The organism is Coprobacillus sp. (assembly GCF_984815275.1).
Window position 1 is genome coordinate 126,750 of record NZ_CFJNYH010000002.1, and the last position, 19,690, is coordinate 146,439.

Annotated in this window: 21 protein-coding genes; all 21 read right to left on the reverse strand. The window is 32.7% G+C overall.

Annotated features, from left to right (window positions below; translation table 11 throughout):
* Window positions 1-27 precede the first annotated feature (27 nt).
* Window positions 28-732, reverse strand: a complete 705-nt coding sequence (locus tag AC5M21_RS01645) for a pseudouridine synthase (RefSeq protein ID WP_008789714.1) — start codon at window positions 730-732, stop codon at window positions 28-30.
* Window positions 729-1,202 carry a hypothetical protein gene (locus tag AC5M21_RS01650; protein ID WP_008789715.1) on the reverse strand — a complete coding sequence of 158 codons (474 nt, stop codon included), beginning with the start codon at window positions 1,200-1,202 and terminating at the stop codon, window positions 729-731. The genes AC5M21_RS01645 and AC5M21_RS01650 overlap by 4 nt, the downstream gene beginning before the upstream one ends.
* A 61-nt stretch (window positions 1,203-1,263) precedes the next feature.
* Window positions 1,264-1,413: a DUF1540 domain-containing protein gene (locus tag AC5M21_RS01655; RefSeq protein WP_008789716.1), complete on the reverse strand. Its 150-nt coding sequence runs from the start codon at window positions 1,411-1,413 to the stop codon at window positions 1,264-1,266.
* A gap of 37 nt (window positions 1,414-1,450) precedes the next feature.
* Complete coding sequence (locus AC5M21_RS01660; protein WP_008789717.1) at window positions 1,451-1,618, reverse strand: sporulation protein Cse60; 168 nt, start codon at window positions 1,616-1,618, stop codon at window positions 1,451-1,453.
* Window positions 1,619-1,656: 38 nt separating this feature from the next.
* On the reverse strand, window positions 1,657-2,535 hold the full coding sequence (locus AC5M21_RS01665; protein WP_008789718.1) for an aldose 1-epimerase family protein: 879 nt from the start codon (window positions 2,533-2,535) through the stop codon (window positions 1,657-1,659).
* Between the two features lie 12 nt (window positions 2,536-2,547).
* Window positions 2,548-3,678: an N-acetylglucosamine-6-phosphate deacetylase gene (nagA, locus tag AC5M21_RS01670; RefSeq protein ID WP_008789719.1), complete on the reverse strand. Its 1,131-nt coding sequence runs from the start codon at window positions 3,676-3,678 to the stop codon at window positions 2,548-2,550.
* Window positions 3,679-3,768: 90 nt separating this feature from the next.
* On the reverse strand, window positions 3,769-4,515 hold the full coding sequence (locus AC5M21_RS01675; protein ID WP_008789720.1) for an SDR family NAD(P)-dependent oxidoreductase: 747 nt from the start codon (window positions 4,513-4,515) through the stop codon (window positions 3,769-3,771).
* A 99-nt stretch (window positions 4,516-4,614) separates the two neighbouring features.
* Window positions 4,615-4,959: a 30S ribosome-binding factor RbfA gene (rbfA, locus tag AC5M21_RS01680; protein ID WP_008789721.1), complete on the reverse strand. Its 345-nt coding sequence runs from the start codon at window positions 4,957-4,959 to the stop codon at window positions 4,615-4,617.
* A gap of 13 nt (window positions 4,960-4,972) precedes the next feature.
* Window positions 4,973-6,829, reverse strand: a complete 1,857-nt coding sequence (gene infB, locus AC5M21_RS01685) for a translation initiation factor IF-2 (protein WP_008789722.1) — start codon at window positions 6,827-6,829, stop codon at window positions 4,973-4,975.
* Window positions 6,830-6,833: 4 nt separating this feature from the next.
* Complete coding sequence (locus tag AC5M21_RS01690) at window positions 6,834-7,136, reverse strand: L7Ae/L30e/S12e/Gadd45 family ribosomal protein (protein WP_008789723.1); 303 nt, start codon at window positions 7,134-7,136, stop codon at window positions 6,834-6,836.
* Window positions 7,126-7,380, reverse strand: a complete 255-nt coding sequence (gene rnpM, locus AC5M21_RS01695; RefSeq protein WP_008789724.1) for an RNase P modulator RnpM — start codon at window positions 7,378-7,380, stop codon at window positions 7,126-7,128. The genes AC5M21_RS01690 and rnpM overlap by 11 nt, the downstream gene beginning before the upstream one ends.
* Before the next feature lie 11 nt (window positions 7,381-7,391).
* Entirely contained in the window at window positions 7,392-8,837 is a 1,446-nt protein-coding gene (nusA, locus tag AC5M21_RS01700; RefSeq protein WP_008789725.1) for a transcription termination factor NusA, read from the reverse strand.
* Window positions 8,838-8,851: 14 nt separating this feature from the next.
* Window positions 8,852-9,313 (reverse strand): ribosome maturation factor RimP, encoded by a 462-nt coding sequence (rimP, locus tag AC5M21_RS01705; RefSeq protein WP_008789726.1) that lies wholly within the window; start codon window positions 9,311-9,313, stop codon window positions 8,852-8,854.
* Between the two features lie 114 nt (window positions 9,314-9,427).
* Window positions 9,428-13,744, reverse strand: a complete 4,317-nt coding sequence (locus AC5M21_RS01710) for a PolC-type DNA polymerase III (protein ID WP_302378572.1) — start codon at window positions 13,742-13,744, stop codon at window positions 9,428-9,430.
* 42 nt (window positions 13,745-13,786) lie between these two features.
* Window positions 13,787-14,872: a M50 family metallopeptidase gene (locus tag AC5M21_RS01715; protein WP_117768894.1), complete on the reverse strand. Its 1,086-nt coding sequence runs from the start codon at window positions 14,870-14,872 to the stop codon at window positions 13,787-13,789.
* On the reverse strand, window positions 14,873-16,024 hold the full coding sequence (locus AC5M21_RS01720) for a 1-deoxy-D-xylulose-5-phosphate reductoisomerase (protein ID WP_302280769.1): 1,152 nt from the start codon (window positions 16,022-16,024) through the stop codon (window positions 14,873-14,875).
* A 1-nt stretch (window position 16,025) separates the two neighbouring features.
* Window positions 16,026-16,814, reverse strand: a complete 789-nt coding sequence (locus AC5M21_RS01725; protein WP_302280770.1) for a phosphatidate cytidylyltransferase — start codon at window positions 16,812-16,814, stop codon at window positions 16,026-16,028.
* Entirely contained in the window at window positions 16,811-17,560 is a 750-nt protein-coding gene (uppS, locus tag AC5M21_RS01730; protein ID WP_302280771.1) for an undecaprenyl pyrophosphate synthase, read from the reverse strand. Before uppS ends, AC5M21_RS01725 begins: the two co-directional genes overlap by 4 nt.
* A gap of 157 nt (window positions 17,561-17,717) precedes the next feature.
* Window positions 17,718-18,074 carry a hypothetical protein gene (locus AC5M21_RS01735; protein ID WP_302280772.1) on the reverse strand — a complete coding sequence of 119 codons (357 nt, stop codon included), beginning with the start codon at window positions 18,072-18,074 and terminating at the stop codon, window positions 17,718-17,720.
* Between the two features lie 514 nt (window positions 18,075-18,588).
* Window positions 18,589-19,065, reverse strand: a complete 477-nt coding sequence (locus AC5M21_RS01740; protein WP_302280773.1) for a MerR family DNA-binding transcriptional regulator — start codon at window positions 19,063-19,065, stop codon at window positions 18,589-18,591.
* 78 nt (window positions 19,066-19,143) lie between these two features.
* Window positions 19,144-19,689, reverse strand: a complete 546-nt coding sequence (gene frr, locus AC5M21_RS01745; protein ID WP_008789733.1) for a ribosome recycling factor — start codon at window positions 19,687-19,689, stop codon at window positions 19,144-19,146.
* Window position 19,690 lies beyond the last annotated feature (1 nt).

Consider the following 19,690-nt stretch of genomic DNA (forward strand, 5'->3'; position numbering starts at 1 on the left):
CCAATTTTTATATTATTGTATCACAATTTATACCTTTAATCTATCTAATTCTTCATCAGTTAAATGACGATATTCTCCGAGCTGTAAAGAATTGTCTAAACACAGATCTTTCATTCGAATTCTCTTTAAATATGTCACTTCTTTTCCTACTGCTATAAACATTTTTTTCACCTGATGAAATTTCCCTTCATAGATAGTGACTTCAATTTCACTTGTTGTAGCACTTGTACTAAGAATCTTTAATTCAGCACTTTGACATTGATAGTCATCTATAGTTATTCCATTAAAAAAAGCTTCTACATCCTGATTTGTAACAATTCCATTAATTTTTGCATAATAAACTTTTGGACAATGTTTTTTCGGTGATAATAACTGATGTGCCAACACACCATCATTGCTTATCAACAATAATCCCTCCGTATCAACATCTAACCTTCCTACTGGAAATAAATCATCTCGATAATAATCATCAATTAAATCAACAACAGTTGGGTAAAGATTGTCTTCTGTTGCACTTACATAGCCAGCAGGCTTATTGAGCATATAGTAAACAAATTCCTCATATGTAATGACTTCGCCATTGACACAGACTTCATCAGTTTGTGGGTCAACTTGCATTTTATCTTTTTCAGCAATCTCTCCATTAACTGTGACAATTCCTTTTTTGATAAAGTCCTTAACTTCTTTTCTTGTTCCAAAACCACTATGGGCTAATAACTTATCTAATCTCATTCTTCGTTAACCTCAATATATTTTTCAACACTTTTCTCTCTTTTCTCATCTGTAAAATAACGTAAATAGAGCTTAATTGTTTGTTTCTGAGAACATTTCCCAGATAATTGTATCCCTTTATAAAAACCCTCAGATTTATTTATGTAATTAACCTTTAAACTATATGTATCTTCATCAAATATCCCAATAGTAGGACAGATTTGTTGATCATCCTCATGAGCATAAGCAACTGCCATAATATCATACATATTTTCCTGAACTTGATCAATAACAATATCATAACGATATTCATTATCTAAAGGATTAAAAATCACAGAAATACGACAAGGAATATCCTTATCCATATCTTCACGAACAATCAACTCTTTTTTTAATTGGTTATATAATTCAAATTGTTTATCTTCTTGTGTTGATGCTGCACATGCAGAACAAAAAACAAGAAACAACAATAAAAGTATGGTCTTTCTCATAATATCACCTTGTCCATTATAACATCTTTTTCATAATGAAAAAAGGCTATAATAGCCTTTTCTATTTTAATTCAAATGTGTCACAAGCTGTTTCAGCAACATCTTTTGCATGTTGACAATGACAATTATCAACCATAATACAACTTGCATCACAACACCCATCACAATTATATTTACAACTTTCTACAGTACATTTTACATCTTTAGCCATGATTTCACCTCCATTGTTAGTATGGCAAAAATCATCATTAATATTCAATGAGACAACTAAAACTGTATTCCAGTTCACCATTGTGAGAGGTCATAGAAACTTGATAATGAATTTTATGAATTGTCGGATTTTCCTTCTCAATAAAATCATTAACTGCATCTTCTAAATCTAATTCATGTGTTTTTTCAATTATTTTTATCTTCATAAAACTATGATATCAAATCATAATTAAGTTTTTTGTCACTATTGGTTGATTTCTACAGTAAATTTACACTCGAACTCCTGATTTTGTGGAAGCGCAACGATACTTTCTTTTTCTTTAAATTCTCCTGTAAATCCAACATAATCATTATGTCCAACCCAAGGCTCAATAGCAATTAAACCACCTACATGTTTAGCAGCCCAAATTCCTAAGTGTTCAAAATTCTCCATATAAAATTTAATTGATTTTTGATGATGAATAGACTTTAATGCAACCCATTTCGATTGAAAATTTTTAACAACAACTGCATCGTTATTAAAAAGAGCTTGTCTTATAAAAAATCTTCTTTCATGATCAAAGAGTTGTTTCGTTTCATGAGACATACCACGCTCTTCTACATTAATGATTTTTTGATCTAAAGTTTCATCTTTTTCAAATTCTATATAGTATTCATTGCTTGACTCATTTTCCATAAATGGACAAGCAAAAGCTGGATGTCCACCAATTTGAAAATAAATTGTTTTTGAATCTGTGTTCCTAACAATGCAATGACATTCTAGCTGATTTTGATTTAGTGTATAAATTACCTTCAAATCAAATAAATAAGGATACTGTTTTAAAATATCTTCATTAGGAGTCAATTCAAATTCTACACACGTATCTGACAACTGATGTGTCATAAACTCATTATGCCTTGCAAAACCATGTTGCGTCATTGTATAGGTTTTTCCATCTATACGGCATTCATTATTATTAATAGCACCAACAATTGGAAATAAGATAGGTGCACTATTTGCCCATTGGACAGGATCTCTTCTCCACATATAATTCATATTGTCCTTTTGACCAACAATTTTAATTATCTCTGCACCTTTAGCATTTAATTCTACTTCCAACAAATCATTTTTCAAAATTGTCATAAATAAATTCTCCTATTTCATTTCACCTTTTATCATTGTCTTTTGGATGTTAATACGATCATCAAAGAAAATAATATCAGCAAACTTACCTTCTTTAATTTCACCTAATAATGGTTCTCCTAAACTTTGTGCCGGATTATAACTAGCTAAATTCACAGCCTCATTTAAAGTCAACCCAAGATGCTCAAAAGCATTTCTCACACAATCATTCATATTAGCAATACTTCCCGCTAATGCCCCATTAGCCAATCTTGCTTCACCATTTTTAACATATACTGGTTGTGTTCCAAGCTTATATGTTCCATCAGGTAATCCAGCAGCTTCTATTGAATCTGTGATTAAAATCACTTTATCTTTACCTTTTGCACGCAATAAAGCTTGTGCTGCAGCAAAATTAACATGAATACCATCCAAGATAAGTTCTGCATAAACACTATCATTCACCATAATAGCACCAACAACGCCAGGTGCTCTATGTGTCAATGGTGTCATAGCATTAAAAGTATGTGTTCCAGAAGTTGCTCCTGCATCAATAGCCACCTGAGCCTCTTCATATGTTGCATTTGTATGTCCCAAAGATACAACTGTGTTCTTATCATTTAAATAAGTAATTAATTCTATTGAATGTTCTAATTCTGGTGCAATTGAAATTTTTCTAACTATATCTTGATGTTCTTTTACAAAAGATAAATAATTTTCAACAGTTGGAAGAATCATACATTCTTCTGGTTGAGCACCTTTATAAATTTTATTGAAGAAAGGTCCCTCAAGATGAGTCCCTAATATCTGAGCACCTTCAACTTTATTTTTATTTATAGCAAGATTTTCTACTGCTTTTGCAATATCTACAGCAGGCATAGTCATAGTTGTTGGCAACAATGTTGTAACACCAGTTTTTAAAGCAGCCTTTGAAATCGTATTTAAATCCTCAAAAGTTGGATACATTGTATCACTTCCAGCACGACCATGTGTATGGACATCAATAAATCCAGGCGCAACATATAATCCATGAGCATCAATCACTTCTTCATCGCAAGGCTGACGCTGACTTATTTCCACTATTTTATCATTTTCAATAAAAATATTTTTTTCTACAATTTCATCATGTAGAATAACTTTCCCGTTCACAATACATTTTTTCATAATTTTGTCCTCCTTGTTATATTATACCACTTCTCTTCATATCTTCAAATAAAATACACAGAAAAAGGTATACAAAAGTATACCCAATTCTTACGACATTGTTGCACCATCAACTGACAAAATAACACCTGTAATATAACTAGCCATATCACTCGCTAAAAACACAAAAGCATTCGCAACATCTTCTGGTTCTCCAACTCTTCTTAGTGGAATTGTATTAATAATTGGTTGGATAACCTCATCTGGTAAAGCAGCAACCATATCTGTTTTGATAACACCAGGAGCCACAGCATTCACTCGAATATGATCTTTTCCCAATTCTCGTGCTAATGATTTTGTCATCCCATTAACTGCGAATTTTGATGTTGGGTAACCTGCGCCAGCTGGTTGTCCATATAAAGAGACCATAGAACTTGTATTCAAGATAACTCCGCCACCTTGATTCTTCATCAAAGAAGCTGCTTCTTTTGAACATATAAAAACAGCATTAACATTCAAATTCATAATCATCTCAAAATCTTCAATATTATAATCAAATATTTTATCTCTTTGTGAAATACCAGCATTATTGACAAGAATATCAATACGCCCAAATTCATCAACAACTGTTTGAAACGCTGATTTCACTTCTTGGGGATCCATCAAATTAGGGTGCAGCCCTATGACAGGATAATCAGCATTCTCTTCATTCAATTTTTCTAAAGCTATTTTGACAGTTTCTTCTCTTGACCCAAAAAGCGCTACCTTTGCTCCTTGCTCTAAAAAAGCTTTTACTGTTGCATAGCCAATTCCTCTTGTTCCTCCAGTGACAACTGCAATTTTTCCTTCTAATAACATATTTTCTTTTTCCTTCTTTCTGTATTGTCTTTTATATTTTATACTCATTATTATACTATGTCAATTATTTCACATAGTATATTATAAAAAAAGGCAAGCCTACGACTCACCTTTCTCATTCAATTCCTCAATAATATTATCAATTTTATTTCCATACTCCAAAGATGTATCTAAAACAAAATGAAGTTCAGGGCATTTGCGAATTGTCAAACGCTTAGCTAATAACGAACGAATAAACCCTTTAGATCTTTCTAAAGCCTCCATGCTTTTCTTAGTATTTTTATTTAAGAATGAAACATAGATTTTAGAAATTGATAAATCAGCTGTTGTATCAACACCAGTAATTGTACAAAAGCCAATTGATGGATCTTTTACTTCAGTTTGTAAAATAGTAGAAAGTTCCCTTTGAATAATATTATTCATTTTCTCTTTTTTTAATACCACTAGAAATCAACTCCTATTTTCTTTCAACTTCTTCCATGATATAACCTTCAATAATATCGCCTTCTTTAATATCATTGTAATTTTCAATTGTCATACCACATTCATATCCAGTTGCAACTTCTTTTGCATCATCTTTAAAACGTTTAAGAGAAGCTAATTTACCTTCATAAATAACCACACCATCACGAATTAAACGAATACCGCAGTCTTTACGAATATAACCATCAGTTACATAACATCCAGCAATATTCCCAACTTTTGATACCTTGATAACTTGTCTGATTTCTGCTTGTCCAGTTACAACTTCTTCAAACTCAGGAGCTAACATTCCTTTCATAGCTGCTTCAATTTCTTCAACCATTTTATAAATAATGTTATGCAACCTAATTTGAACGCCCTCTTCATCAGCCTTACGTCTTACATTTGCATCTGGACGGACATTGAAACCATAAATAATAGCTTTTGAAGCACTTGCTAATAAAACATCAGATTCACTGATAGCACCAACTGTAGATCGAATAACATTGACTCTTGCTCCATCAATATCAATCTTCTCCAATGATCCTTTGACTGCTTCAGCAGTTCCATTCACATCAGCTTTAACAATAATATTCAAATCAGCAACTTGTCCTTCTTTAATTTGATTAAATAAATCATCTAAACTCATCGCTGAATTCATACCACGATCTTTAACCTGTTTTACTTTTTGTCTTTCTTCCCCAACATGGCGTGCCATTTTTTCAGTTTCAAAAGCCATAAACTTATCACCTGCAACAGGAACTTCATTTAACCCAGTAATTTCAACAGGTGTAGATGGACCAGCATGTTTGATCTCTCTTCCATTGTCACTTAACATTTGACGAACACGCCCAAATGCTGTTCCTACAACAATAGGATCACCTGATCTTAATGTCCCATTTTCAACTAATAAAGTTGCAACTGGTCCACGTCCCTTATCAAGTCTACCCTCAACAACTGTCCCATATGCATAACGTTTTGGATTTGCTTTCAAATCTGCCAATTCTGCAACAACAGTTAATGTTTCTAATAATTCATCAATACCAGTTCCTTGCTTAGCAGAGATATTACAATAAATTGTCTCTCCACCCCACTCTTCTGGCATTAATCCAATTTCACTCATTTCACCCTTGATACGTTCAGGATCAGCACCTTCTTTATCAATTTTATTGACAGCGACAACGATTGGTACTCTTGCGGCCAAAGCATGATCAACAGCTTCCTTTGTTTGTGGCATAACACCATCATCAGCTGCTACAACAATGATAACAATATCAGTAACCTGTGCCCCACGTGCACGCATAGCTGTAAATGCCTCATGCCCTGGTGTATCCAAGAAAGTTACTTTTTTCCCATTCACATCTACTTGATATGCACCAATATGCTGCGTGATTCCACCAAATTCACCATCAACAACTTTAGATTTTCTAATTGAATCTAATAATGTTGTTTTTCCATGGTCAACATGTCCCATAATTGTCACAACTGGCGGACGACTTGTTAAATCAGCTTCATCATCAACAATCTCAATCTCTTCGAAGTTAATTTCACTGACAACAACTTTCTTTTTTGTTTCATAACCATATTCAAGACAAATCAATTCTACTTGTTCATCATCTAAAGATGAATTAATAGTCACCATTGTTCCTAACACAAATAAAACTTTAATAACATTAGCAGGTGTTTGTCCAATCTTTTCTGCTAACTCTCCAACAGTAATCCCTTCCTCATATTCCACAATTCCATCACCAATAATTTTCTTTTCTTCTTTGGCTTTATTTGGAATATTAGAAATCAATTTCTTTTTATGCTGATTACCTCTCTTTTTTGTTGAAGTATTCTTTTTTGCCATAATATCAACCTCCTAACTTTGATTTGATTTTATCTGCAAAACCTTTATCTTTTATTCCCACAGCAACTCGGTTATCTTTTCCAACTGCATGAGACAATTCATCACTTGTACCTATTATACGATAATCAATCTTATAATAAGTACATTTATCACTCCATTTTTTCTTTGAATTATCACTTGCATTTTCAGCTATAATAACAAGTGAAACACTTTTTGAACGAATATCTTTAAGCAAGACATCACCTGAACAAATTTTTCTTGCTCGCGCAGCAAGACCTAATAAAGAAAAAACATCACTATTTAACATAAGACTTTAATTCCTCATATATCTCATTAGGAATATCAATTTCTAATGAACGCTTCAAAATAGCTTTCTTTTGTGCTATTTCAATAGCTTCAAGACTTTTTTTCAGATAAGCTCCTCTACCATTCATTTTTCCAGTAGGATCAACAAAAACTTGACCCTCTTTATTTTTAACAACGCGAATTAATTCTTTTTTTGGCAATTGTTCACCAGTTGCCACACATTTTCTTAAAGGTACTTTTTTCATAAGTTTCACCTCTATTTTTCATCATAATATTTGTCAAATTCATCATAATCAATATCTTCATCATATTTAGGATCATAATCTTCATAATCATCATAATCCTCGTCATCATAATCTTGATCACTATAATCAGTAAATATCTCCTCTTCAATCACTTTTGTCTCCATATCATTTTCAACTTCATCATCTAAAAGTATTTCAGGCTCAGTTACTTCCACATCTGCCTTGACTTCTTCAACAATTGGTTGAACGACTGGTTCTTCAACAATGATATTTTCAGTGATTGGTTCTTCGATTATATCTTCTAACTCTTCAAAACTTTCTTCAATCATGACATCTTCAATAACAGGTTCATCTTTTGTCATTTCTTCTACAAATGTTTTTTCAAATTCAGCATCCTGACCATAAATAATACCTTCTCTAGCAGCTTCACTTACTGATTTAATATCAATTTTCCAACCAGTCAGTCTTACAGCCAATCTCGCATTTTGTCCTTTCTTACCAATTGCTAATGACAATTGATTATCAGGGACAATAACAAGTGCACTATGGTCATTCTCATTAATATCAACATTTACAACTTCAGATGGTGATAAAGCATGAGATATAAAGATAACTGGATTTTCATTCCATTCAACAATGTCAATCATTTCACCATTGAGTTCATTAACAACATTGCGCACACGGCTCCCTTTGGGACCAACACAAGAACCAATCGGATCAACATTTTCATTAGTTGTATAGACAGCAATTTTACTTCTATCTCCAGCTTCACGAGAAACAGACTTAATTTCTACAGTCCCATCATAAATTTCTGGAACTTCCATTTCAAACAATCTTTTGACTAAACCAGGCTCAGTTCTAGAAACACCAATATGTGTTCCTTTTGTATTTCTTTCAACATCACTGACATAGACTTTTAAGTGTTGTCCTTCGTAGATTGTTTCACCAGGAATTTGTTGATTAGATGGCAGCAAAGCTCCAGTTCTGCCAATATTGATAATCGCAAATCGTTCTTCAACACGATCTACAATACCTGTAATAATATCATCTTTTTTATCAACAAATTCATTGTAAAGTGTTTCTTTTTCAGCTTCTCTAATCTTTTGTTTTAATAACTGTTTTGTTTGAACTGCTGCTAAGCGACCAAAAACTTCTGGATCAATCTCATTAACAACATCATCACCTATTTGGTACTTAGGATTAATCATTTGAGCTTCTTCTAAAGATAATTCAAAATCTTCATCATTGACATCATCAACAACATGTTTAATTTCATATAAACGAATTTTTCCATTATTTTCATTAATATCAACACGAATAATAGATTCAGGTCCACCATAATTTTTCTTATAAGACTTTTCTAAAGCTTCTTTTAATGCCTCTAATACAACTTCTTTTTCAATTCCTTTTTCACTTTCTAATAATTCTAAAGCTTGAATAAACTTCTTGCTAGCCATTTTTATTTTCCTCCTTAAAACTTAACAGCTAATCTGATGAAAGCAATATCATCATATTTAATATCACATTTCTTTTTAATGTTCTTAACCATATATTGAAGTTCAATCATTTCACCATCAACATTGAAAAGAGTTCCATAGACTTCATCCATTCCAAGTGTTGGTTTTTTAAATTGAATATAAACATATTCTCCAATAGATTGTTGAACTTTTTCTAACGTTTTTAATGGTTTTTCAGCACCAGGCGAAGAAACCTCTAAATAGTATTCATTTGTAATGATATCTTCTTCATCCAACTTCAAACTAATATCTTCACTAACAGCAACACAAGTATCCATATCTAAGTGTCCATCATTTTTTTCAATAAAGATCCTCAAATACCACTCGTTTTTTTCGCTGACATATTCAATATCATCAAGATAAACATCATGATTATCTAAAATCGGTTGAATTAAACTTGTGATTTTCTCTAACATATAACCCTCCGTTTACAAATATAAACGAGAGGGTTACCCCTCTCGTAAATCACTTATTACAGATATAATATAGCACAGATGAATCAAAAAAACAATGCTTTCATCATATTTTTTCTATAAATCAAACAATGATAGCTGATTCTCATCTGACATATCTTCAAATACGCCAATTTTCGTCAAGAAATCGATTTGTGTATTCGTCAGTTTCGTACGCTTTGTAACATCTTCTTTTGATAAAAATGAATTCACTTTACGTGCTTCAACTACACTATCGCCTACGGCTGCCCCCAAACCATCAATTGATGTAAATGGCGGAAGCAAACCATGTTCATCATCAGGATCAAGAATAAAATTACGAGAATCTGATTTTTCTAAAGATATATTATTAAAGTGAATATCTCGTTCATACATTTCTAATGCGATTTCAAACACAGAAATCAAAGCTTCTTCTTTGTTAGAAATTTTCACTCCATTTTGTTTATCATTTAAAATTTGTTGATATTTTGCATAAATAACATCTTTCCCCTGTAATAGCGTTTCAATATCATAAGCATCACAACGTGTCGTAAAGTAAACAGCATAGTACTCACGTGGGTAATAAAGTTTCCACCACGCCACGCGAACCGCACTTAAAACATAAGCAGCTGCATGGGCTTTTGGGAACATGTACTTGATTTTCTTACATGATTCAATATACCAAGTTGGTACATCATTTTCACGCATTAATTCTTCATATTTCTTTTCTGGGAAAACAACAGGCGATTTTCCTTTACGTACGCATTCCATAATGTCAAATGCATCTTTATTTGGCAAGCCTTTTTCAATCAAATAAACCATAATATCATCACGACATCCAATGACCTCTTTAAGGGTGCATGTTCCAGATGAAATCAATGTTTCTGCATTTCCCAGATAAACATCTGTTCCATGAGACAAACCAGAAAGAATAACAAGATCACTGAATGATGTTGGATGTGTCTGTTCAAGCATGCCTCGAACAAACTTTGTACCAAACTCTGGCAAACCTAAAGCACCTGTTTTACAATTCAAATATCCTAAATCAATCTTTAACGCTTCTGTTGAGTTGAACAAACTCATAACTTCTGGATCATTTGTTGGAATATCCTTTGGATCAATGCCAGTTAAATCTTGTAGCATTCTAATAACTGTTGGATCAACGTGACCCAAAATATCAAATTTCAAAACATTGTCATGAATGGCATGGAAATCAAAGTGAGTTGTCTTCCATTCAGCACTTAAATCATCAGCTGGATATTGATATGGAGTAAAATCATAGACATCCATATTTTCAGGAATAACAATAATCCCCCCTGGGTGCTGTCCAGTTGTACGCTTAACACCAGTACATCCTTTTGCAATTCTTTCTAATTCAGCTGTACGAATTGAATTCTCTCTCCCCATCAATTCTGCATAACCTCTAGCATATCCATAAGCAGTTTTTTCAGCTACTGTTGAAATTGTTCCAGCACGATAAACATGGCTTTCTCCAAAAATTTCTTTTGTATAGGCATGAGCAGTTGGCTGATAATCACCTGAAAAGTTTAAGTCAATATCAGGTACCTTATCAGCATTAAACCCCAAGAAAGTTTCAAATGGGATATTATGGCCATCACCTTTGAGTGGTTTGCCACATTTTGGACAGACTTTATTAGGAAGATCAAATCCATTAGCTATAAAGCCATCTGGCAAAAACTCATTATATTGGCAATTTGGACAATAGTAATGCGGAGGCAAAGGATTAACTTCTGAAATTTCAGCCATCGTAGCAACAAACGAAGAACCTACAGAACCTCGACTTCCTACCAGGTACCCTGCTTCATTTGACTTTTTAACTAACTTATGAGCGATATAATAAATAACTCCAAAACCATGTTTAATAATGTTGTCCAACTCTTTTGTTAAACGCTTTTCAACAATATCTGGCAAAACTTCTCCATATTGTTTATGAGCATTATCAAAACATAATTTTCTTAAGTTCTCATCAGCATTATCAATATGTGGGGTAAAAAGTTTATCATGTACAACATGAAAACTTCCGTCAATCATATCAGCAATTTTATTTGTATTTTCGACAACATATTCATATTTTTCATCATCAGTAAGATATGGCAAACTATCCATCATTTCCTGAGTTGTTCTTAAATACTCATCTGGTGTCCAGGCACTAGGATTATTACGATCAGTTAAAGGGTGAAGTGTACCACCTAATCCAATTTTAGGATTACATGTAAAAACATCTCTAAAAATTTTATCTTTTTGATCAAGATAATGGACATCACCTGTCGCAACAATCATTTTTCCCATCTCTTTTGCAGTATCAACAATACGTCGCAAAATACGTTGTAAATCCTCTTTTGTATCAACTCTTCCACGTTCCACAAAATAATCACAGATATCCAAAGGAAGAATCTCTATATAATCATAAAAAGCCATAGCTTTTTTGAGTTCTTCAATACTTCGTGTCATTGCTAAATCAAAGATTTCAGAGTTATAACAACCACTTCCAAACAATAAGCCTTCACGATAAAATTCAAGTCGTTCACGTGGAATACGTGAAGTTTTTTGATAATATGTTGTATTGGCTTCTGAAACCAATTTAAACATGTTTTTTAAACCTGTTTTATCTTTTGCAAGAACACACATATGTTTAGGACGGACAATTTTATATGCACTTTCACATGGCATTGCATTCATATCTAAAAGTGAATACTGCTGATTTTGCATCATATCATGAAGCATCATATTAAACACACCTGCCAAGACTTCAGCATCATAATCAGCTCTATGAGCATCATCGCCATCATAAGCAATACGATAATATCTCGCAACATTTCCTAAACGGAATCCCTTGAGTTGAGGCAATAATTTCCATGCTAAAGCCAATGAATCAATTGCAGGATTTTTTAATTTTTCATAACCATGTCTTTGGAGAATTTCATTTAGAAAACCAACATCAAATGTCGCATTATGTGCAACAATCACATCATCCCCAAAGAATTCAAGAATCTTTGGAATATACTCCTGAATGGTTGGGGCATCCTTGACGTCTTCATTTGTAATATGAGTTAAATTGGTAATCTTTTGTGATATACGCTTATTTGGTTTAATTAAGCTTTGCAAACGCCCAACTTCTTGGCCATTTTTCATCTTGACAGCTCCAAATTCTGTAATATCATCATCCATAACAGATAATCCTGTTGTTTCAAGGTCAAACGATATAAAAGTCAAGTCTTTGAGTGAAATATCCTTTTCATTGAAGACAACAGTAAATTCCAGATCAATCATATACATCTCAACACCATAAATCATTTTTATTTTATTTTTTATACTTGCCATTTGTGCTTCTGGAAAAGACTGTACATTTCCATGGTCAGTTATCGCAATAGCTTGATGACCCCAATAAGCAGCTCGACTAATATAGTCAGTAATGGTCCCAATTCCATCCATTGCTGACATTTTAGAGTGTGTATGCAATTCAACACGCTTTTTTGTTGCATTATCTTGACGAACTTTAGGTGATGGAATTACTTCGACTTCTCTAGCAATAATGACAGTATCCTTAGCATATGTATCATACTCGACATTTCCTTTAATGCGAACCCAAACACCACCCTTTTTCACTTTGTTCATTTCTTCAAGGCTATTGCCACCTTTGTTTTCAAAACGTTTAACGACTATACTGTTTGTATAATCTGTCACATATAAGGATTGAATTGTTTTACCAGTTTTAACTTTTTTAGAATCTTCATTAAAGACATAACCCTGAATTTGTACTTCTTTTACATTTTCATCTATCTCATCAATTGTTAGTGAAAAGTATTCTTTTTTATAACTCTGGAACTTCGGTTTTTTTTCTATAACCATCTCATCAACTTGATCAAAAGTTTTTTGATCAACTTTAACTTCATTTAATGCATTCATTTCTTCTTGAATAGATTGATAAGTTTCATTATTTTGATCAATATAGGCATCAAATCCAATTTGAATGCCAAACTTATTAAAATACTTATCAAATATCTTAAAAAGCTGCTGCATTTGATTCAATTGAATCTCATTTAAAACTTCTATTTTTAATGTGTTTTCTTCAAAAGATAATGAGCCTTCATTAATAAAATCTATTTGAGGAAAACGTCCTTTTAAACCATTTAAAATAAACATCGCATAATCCTGAACATCATCTGCAGTATATGAAGACATCCAATCAAAAACAAAATTACTTGGATAAGGAAATTCATTCTTAGCAGAAAATAATTTTCTTATTTCCTCTAATGGAACAATATGCGAAGCAGATACATAAAACACATATGAATTATCAGCATTAACAACGACTCTATCTATATTAGCATTCTTTAATTGTCGAACATCATTTTCCAGATGAAGTTGCTCCAACAAAATTAACATTTTATTCATTTTGATTCCTCCTTTTCAATATGAAAAGGGATATAGTATCCCTTATCCAAATATTCTCATTATATCTTGATATGTCACAAATACCATTAATAACATAACTAACCCTAACCCAATCATCTGTAAAGTCAGTTTTAATTTTTGTGGAAGTTCTCGACCTATCATCTTTTCAACTACAGCAAAGATAACTTGACAACCATCTAATCCAGGAATTGGCAATAAATTAAAAATCCCAACATTAATTGATAACATTGCCAATAAATTAAGAATATAAGTCACCTGTCCCGATTCTGTTACCTGTGCAGTAATTTGATAAATACCTGCTGGTCCAGAAAGTTGTGTGACTGTATCAGTAAATTTCGTGATTAATTGCCCAACTGCTGCAAATATAGCAACACTCATCTCACCAAATGAAATAAATGTATGTTGAACGGCTTCTACAAAATTCATTGGACGGGTTGCCTGGGTAATCCCTAAGCGATATCGTGCATCTGTTTGATCACATTGCACTTTCATTGTCAAAACTTTCTTTTCATTTTGCCTTTGCACAGTCACATTCATAGTAATTTCATTAGCAGTTGTTTTTAAGTTTTCTTGAGTAAAATATATATCTTCATAATTTGAAATCAGAATCGTTTGTCCTGTTTCTACAATATCCACTTGTTGAATGATATCCCCAACTTGCAAACCAGATTTTTCAGCAGCTGATCCTTGACTTATTGTTCCTACTTGAGCAACATTCACAGGTAATTGCCCTGCAAAAACATTCACAGACAAAAGTACAACAATTGCCAATATGAAATTCATAAATACACCAGCTAAGAATATTATGACTTTTTGATAAGCCTTAATTCCCTTTAGTGTTCTTTCGATTGGAATATCTTGCATCTCTTCATTATCTTCTTGATTTTCTTCACCAGCCATAGCGACAAACCCACCAAACGGTAAAGCACGAATCTCATATTCAGTTTCTTTTCCTTTTTTTGACCAGATTTTAGGACCAAAACCAATTGAAAACTGACTACAATAAACGCCAAAGAATTTCGCCGCTAAAAAGTGTCCTAATTCATGAATAATAATGATAGATCCTAAAATCAATAAAAAGACTAAAACGTTAATAATATTTTGCATCTAATCTTCTCCTACTCTTTTCAAAACAAAATCTCTTGCCCATTGGTCTATTTCTATTAATTGTTCTAATGTTGGATGATTAACCCACTCATGAGCTCGCATAGCATCTTCCACCAGTTTTTCAATATCCAAGAAACGAATACGACCATTTAAAAACAAAGAATTCGCCTGCTCATTAGCACCATTGAGGACACAAGGCATAGAGCCCCCTTGACGTCCTGCTTCATATGCTAATGCCAGTGCATGAAATCTTTTCAAATCAGGCTTGTAAAAATGAAGACTTCCCACATCACTTAAAGAAAGACGTTGACCATTAATCAATGGCTGGCGACGAGGATATGTGAGTGCATATTGAATTGGCAAACGCATATCTGGAGTTCCCAATTGAGCAATGACAGATGTATCCTGATATTCAACCATCGAGTGAACAATACTCTCAGGATGAATTAAAACTTCTATATCATCATAATCAATATCAAACAGCCATCTTGCTTCCATCACTTCCAAACCTTTATTAAATAATGTTGCACTATCTATAGTAATCTTAGCACCCATAGCCCAATTTGGATGTTTCAACGCCTGTTCAACAGTCACATCTACAAGTTCATCGCGAGTTTTATCTCTAAAGCTACCACCACTTGCTGTTAAAATAATTTTAGAAATATCTTGATGATTCTCCCCATTCATGGATTGGAAAATTGCTGAATGTTCACTATCAACTGGTAATAGTGCAACTTGATACTCTTTAACCAAAGGACAAATTAAGTGACCAGCCACCACTAAAGTTTCTTTATTTGCCAAAGCAATATCTTTATGCGCTTTGATAGCTTCCATCGTTGGTAATAATCCAGCAAATCCAACAATGGCATTCAAAACAATTTCAACTTCTGGTAAAGTTGCAATTGTCATTAAACCATCTTGTCCATAATAAAAATGACAATCTTTGTATTTATTCTCTAAATACTCTTTATCCTCTTTATTTTGAACACAAATATGGGAAACATTCAATTGCTTCATAATCTCTTCTAAAGCAACAATATTGCGACCAGCACTCATAGCAACAATTTCAAACTCATCACGATGATTCACAACAACATCAACAGTTTGCTGACCAATTGAACCAGTTACACCTAATACAGTTATTTTTTTCATATTATATCACCGCCATTGCTATAAAATGAAGCAAAAGTCCAAAAACCATAGCATTGAATAAAATGGAATCAAAGCGATCAAGAACACCACCATGCCCTGGCAATAACTGTGAATAATCTTTCACTTCAAAAGTTCTTTTGATACTGCTAAAAGTCAAATCACCAATCTGTCCAGTTATTGTTAAAATCAAACACACAGCAATCAATAAAGTCAAAGGTATGTTCACTTGAATATATGCACCATAAGCAACAGAAAGAACAGTTCCAAACAACATACCACCAATCGACCCCTCAATGGTCTTCTTAGGTGATAGTCTCGGATTAAGTTTATGTTTACCAAACATTAGTCCAGCAAAATAAGCACCTGTATCTGTCCCAAATGTTGCCAATGCTAGTATGATAAGATATTCAACACCATATGTTAAACGCAATTGATAAATCATATGTAATCCCATAGCAATCAAAACACCTGCTGTAAAATAGTAGCACAAACGATGAAAGTTCATACCATTATCAAACATGCTACAAGCCAATAAAGTAATCAAATATACCATAATAATTTCAGTTGAAACCATCAAGGAATTCATGAAAAACAATGAATAAAATACAAATACTCCAACTAACGGATACAGATAAATATTTGCTTTTGGACGATCACAAATAGAAAGCATCTCAAAAACTGCTGCTCCTGCAACAATTCCTACAAGAACTTGGAAAGGAATATTACCAATAAGAACACAAGGTAAAATAATTGCAATTAAGACAAGCCCTGTAATAATTCGTGTTTTCATTTCAATACTCCTCCAAATCTTCTTTCTCTGCCCTGATAAATAGCTATTGCTCTATGTAAATGTTCTTCATCAAAATCAGGCCACAATGTTTCATCAAAAATAAATTCTGCATATGCCAATTGCCAAGGTAAGAAATTAGACAAACGGCATTCACCGCTACTTCTCACCATTAAATCAACAGGTGGTAAATCTTTTGTCATTAAATGCTGTTCAAAATAGTCTTCAGTTACATCACTTAAAGAAATCTCACCATTCTTATACTTTTCACAAATTATTCGAGTTGCTTCAACAATTTCATCGCGCCCACCATAAATAAAAGCAAAAGTTAATATCAAACCACTGTTAACAGAAGTTCTTTGAATTGCTTCCTTAATAATATTCTGAGTTTCAATGGGAGCCATTTCTAAATGACCAATATAACGAATTTGAACATTATTTTCCATTAATTCTTTTAGATATAAATTAAAGAACTCTTTAGGCAATTTAAAAATATACTCAACTTCACTAGCCTCTCTTTTAAAGTTTTCTGTAGAAAAAGCATAAACAGTCATTGCCTTCACACCTAAACGATTTGCTTCTAAAGCTAAAGTACGAATAGTTTTTGTGCCCTCATGATGCCCATAAGTTCTTGGCATCTTTCGCTTCTTTGCCCATCTGCCATTACCATCCATAATAAAAGCAATATGACCAGGAATATTATGCATGTCTAAATCATAATCATGTTGCATTTTCTTCTTAAAAAACATACTTTCACCTCATAATCTTTTTGTATTATATCATAAACATTTCATTATGAAAACAAAATACAGAAAAGAAGTCTGTTTCATTCACTACTTCACCCGTTTACTTGAAGTATTAAATTGATAAAAATGGCACAAATAAAAGAGACTCCTTAGAAAGTCTCTAAATATTTTCATCGATATAACCTTGCTTTAAAAGTTGACCAGTATAACTTTGAGAACATTGCTGGACATCAGTAACAGTCCCTTGAACATTCACTTTACCACCTTTATCCCCACCTTCAGGACCCAAATCAACAATCCAATCTGCATTTTTAATAACATCTAGATGATGTTCCACCAAAATAATTGTATGCCCTTTTGAAAGCAAACGATCAAATATGTTTATAAGTTTCTGAATATCGCTTATATGCAACCCAGTTGAAGGTTCATCTAATAAATATAAGGTATGCTGTTGCTCTGTGACTTGGAGTTCAGTTACCAGCTTGATCCTTTGTGCTTCTCCTCCCGATAATGTCAATGAACTTTGTCCTAGCGATATATAACCTAATCCTATATCAATAAAAACTTGAATGATTTGAGATATTTTCTTATGTTCTTAAAAAAACAGAAGTGCTTCTTCCATACTGAAATCTAATATTTGAGAAATATTTTTTCCTTTATATAAAATTTGTAATATAGGTGAATGAAATTTTTTCCCTTTGCACAATGTACATTTTGTTTTTATTCCTGGCATAAATGGAACTTCTATAGTTTTGTAGCCATATCCATGACACACTGGACACTGTCCTTCTTTACTGTTATAACTAAAATAACTCATCGAATAATTTCGGATTTTTTTCATCTCAGTTTCCGAAAAGAATAAACAAATTTCATCCATAAGGGCTGTATAAGTGGCAGGTGTAGAACGGGAAAAACGACCAATAGGCTTCTGCGTAATATGAACGATACGACGAATTGGATCTCCACCTGTCCTTCTTTATGTTCCTCATCATAATAAATAGCTATATTGTTATTATTCTGCTTTAATATTTCTATATGATTTTCCCTGACATACTGATAAAGTTCTTTCCATAAAATACCTTCATCATGATAATAAGGTATTTTTTTCTTAATGAAATAACACACTGATCAAAAACTTCTCTTAAAATAACATTATAGTGTAAATCAAGTTGCTCTGTCCCAATGCTATGAATAGTTTGTTCTATTTGCTTAATCAGTTTCTTTACCTTTTCAATTAAAGTTTCTTTTTCTCGTATTTTACATTTCATCTTTTTAATAAGTGTTTCTTTTGACCAATCATGAAGAGCACTTTGAATTTCTGAAATTTGAAAATGAAGATCACGAAGCATTACAATTTTTTGTAAGTCTGGAATCTGTGAAACAGAATAGAGACGATACCCATTTTGAGCATCTATTTTGATTGGTTTCAGTAATCCAATTTCATCATAATGATGAAGCATTCGAACTGAAATATTAGTTAGTTTCGAAAATTCTCCAATTTTAAGCATCTTAACTCCTCCTTTAAAGATAATTAAAATATCAAACAAAAAGAGATAAAAGTATAAAAACTTTTATCTCAATCTTTATTAAACACTCATTAAATCTTCTTCTTTATCTTTTGCTAATTGATCAATAATCTTTACATATTCATCAGTCAACTTCTGAACTCTTTCTTTTCCTTGCTTAACTTCATCTTCAGTTAAACCAGCCTTATCAACATCATCGTTCGCTGATCTTCTAATGTTACGCAATGCAACTTTGGCATCTTCAGCAAATTTCTTTGCTTGTTTCACATATCCCCTTCTTGTCTCTTCAGTCAAAGCAGGAACATTGATACGAATGACTTCTCCATCATTCTGTGGAGCCAATCCCAAATCAGCTTCATAAACACCATGTTCAATATCTTTTAACGTTGATTTGTCATATGGTTTAATCATTAACTGACGACCTTCAACAACAGAAATACTAGCCATTTGATTCAATGGTGTTTTTTCACCATAATAATTCACCATAACTCTATCCAACATTGTTGGATTAGCACGTCCTGTTCTTACTGTAGAAAGTTCATTTTTAAAAGCATCAATAGATTTGTCCATTTTTTCTTTTGTTTCTTCTAAAATTAAATTTAACATA

What these genes read in the sequence shown, in the direction of transcription:
- AC5M21_RS01645 (WP_008789714.1), bottom strand. Translation starts at nt 732, where the DNA reads ATGAGATTAGATAAGTTATTAGCCCATAGTGGTTTTGGAACAAGAAAA.
- AC5M21_RS01650 (WP_008789715.1), bottom strand. Translation starts at nt 1,202, where the DNA reads ATGAGAAAGACCATACTTTTATTGTTGTTTCTTGTTTTTTGTTCTGCA.
- AC5M21_RS01655 (WP_008789716.1), bottom strand. Translation starts at nt 1,413, where the DNA reads ATGGCTAAAGATGTAAAATGTACTGTAGAAAGTTGTAAATATAATTGT.
- AC5M21_RS01660 (WP_008789717.1), bottom strand. Translation starts at nt 1,618, where the DNA reads ATGAAGATAAAAATAATTGAAAAAACACATGAATTAGATTTAGAAGAT.
- AC5M21_RS01665 (WP_008789718.1), bottom strand. Translation starts at nt 2,535, where the DNA reads ATGACAATTTTGAAAAATGATTTGTTGGAAGTAGAATTAAATGCTAAA.
- nagA (WP_008789719.1), bottom strand. Translation starts at nt 3,678, where the DNA reads ATGAAAAAATGTATTGTGAACGGGAAAGTTATTCTACATGATGAAATT.
- AC5M21_RS01675 (WP_008789720.1), bottom strand. Translation starts at nt 4,515, where the DNA reads ATGTTATTAGAAGGAAAAATTGCAGTTGTCACTGGAGGAACAAGAGGA.
- infB (WP_008789722.1), bottom strand. Translation starts at nt 6,829, where the DNA reads ATGGCAAAAAAGAATACTTCAACAAAAAAGAGAGGTAATCAGCATAAA.
- AC5M21_RS01690 (WP_008789723.1), bottom strand. Translation starts at nt 7,136, where the DNA reads ATGTTAAATAGTGATGTTTTTTCTTTATTAGGTCTTGCTGCGCGAGCA.
- rnpM (WP_008789724.1), bottom strand. Translation starts at nt 7,380, where the DNA reads ATGAAAAAAGTACCTTTAAGAAAATGTGTGGCAACTGGTGAACAATTG.
- nusA (WP_008789725.1), bottom strand. Translation starts at nt 8,837, where the DNA reads ATGGCTAGCAAGAAGTTTATTCAAGCTTTAGAATTATTAGAAAGTGAA.
- rimP (WP_008789726.1), bottom strand. Translation starts at nt 9,313, where the DNA reads ATGTTAGAGAAAATCACAAGTTTAATTCAACCGATTTTAGATAATCAT.
- AC5M21_RS01710 (WP_302378572.1), bottom strand. Translation starts at nt 13,744, where the DNA reads ATGAATAAAATGTTAATTTTGTTGGAGCAACTTCATCTGGAAAATGAT.
- AC5M21_RS01715 (WP_117768894.1), bottom strand. Translation starts at nt 14,872, where the DNA reads ATGCAAAATATTATTAACGTTTTAGTCTTTTTATTGATTTTAGGATCT.
- AC5M21_RS01720 (WP_302280769.1), bottom strand. Translation starts at nt 16,024, where the DNA reads ATGAAAAAAATAACTGTATTAGGTGTAACTGGTTCAATTGGTCAGCAA.
- AC5M21_RS01725 (WP_302280770.1), bottom strand. Translation starts at nt 16,814, where the DNA reads ATGAAAACACGAATTATTACAGGGCTTGTCTTAATTGCAATTATTTTA.
- uppS (WP_302280771.1), bottom strand. Translation starts at nt 17,560, where the DNA reads ATGTTTTTTAAGAAGAAAATGCAACATGATTATGATTTAGACATGCAT.
- AC5M21_RS01740 (WP_302280773.1), bottom strand. Translation starts at nt 19,065, where the DNA reads ATGCTTAAAATTGGAGAATTTTCGAAACTAACTAATATTTCAGTTCGA.
- frr (WP_008789733.1), bottom strand. Translation starts at nt 19,689, where the DNA reads ATGTTAAATTTAATTTTAGAAGAAACAAAAGAAAAAATGGACAAATCT.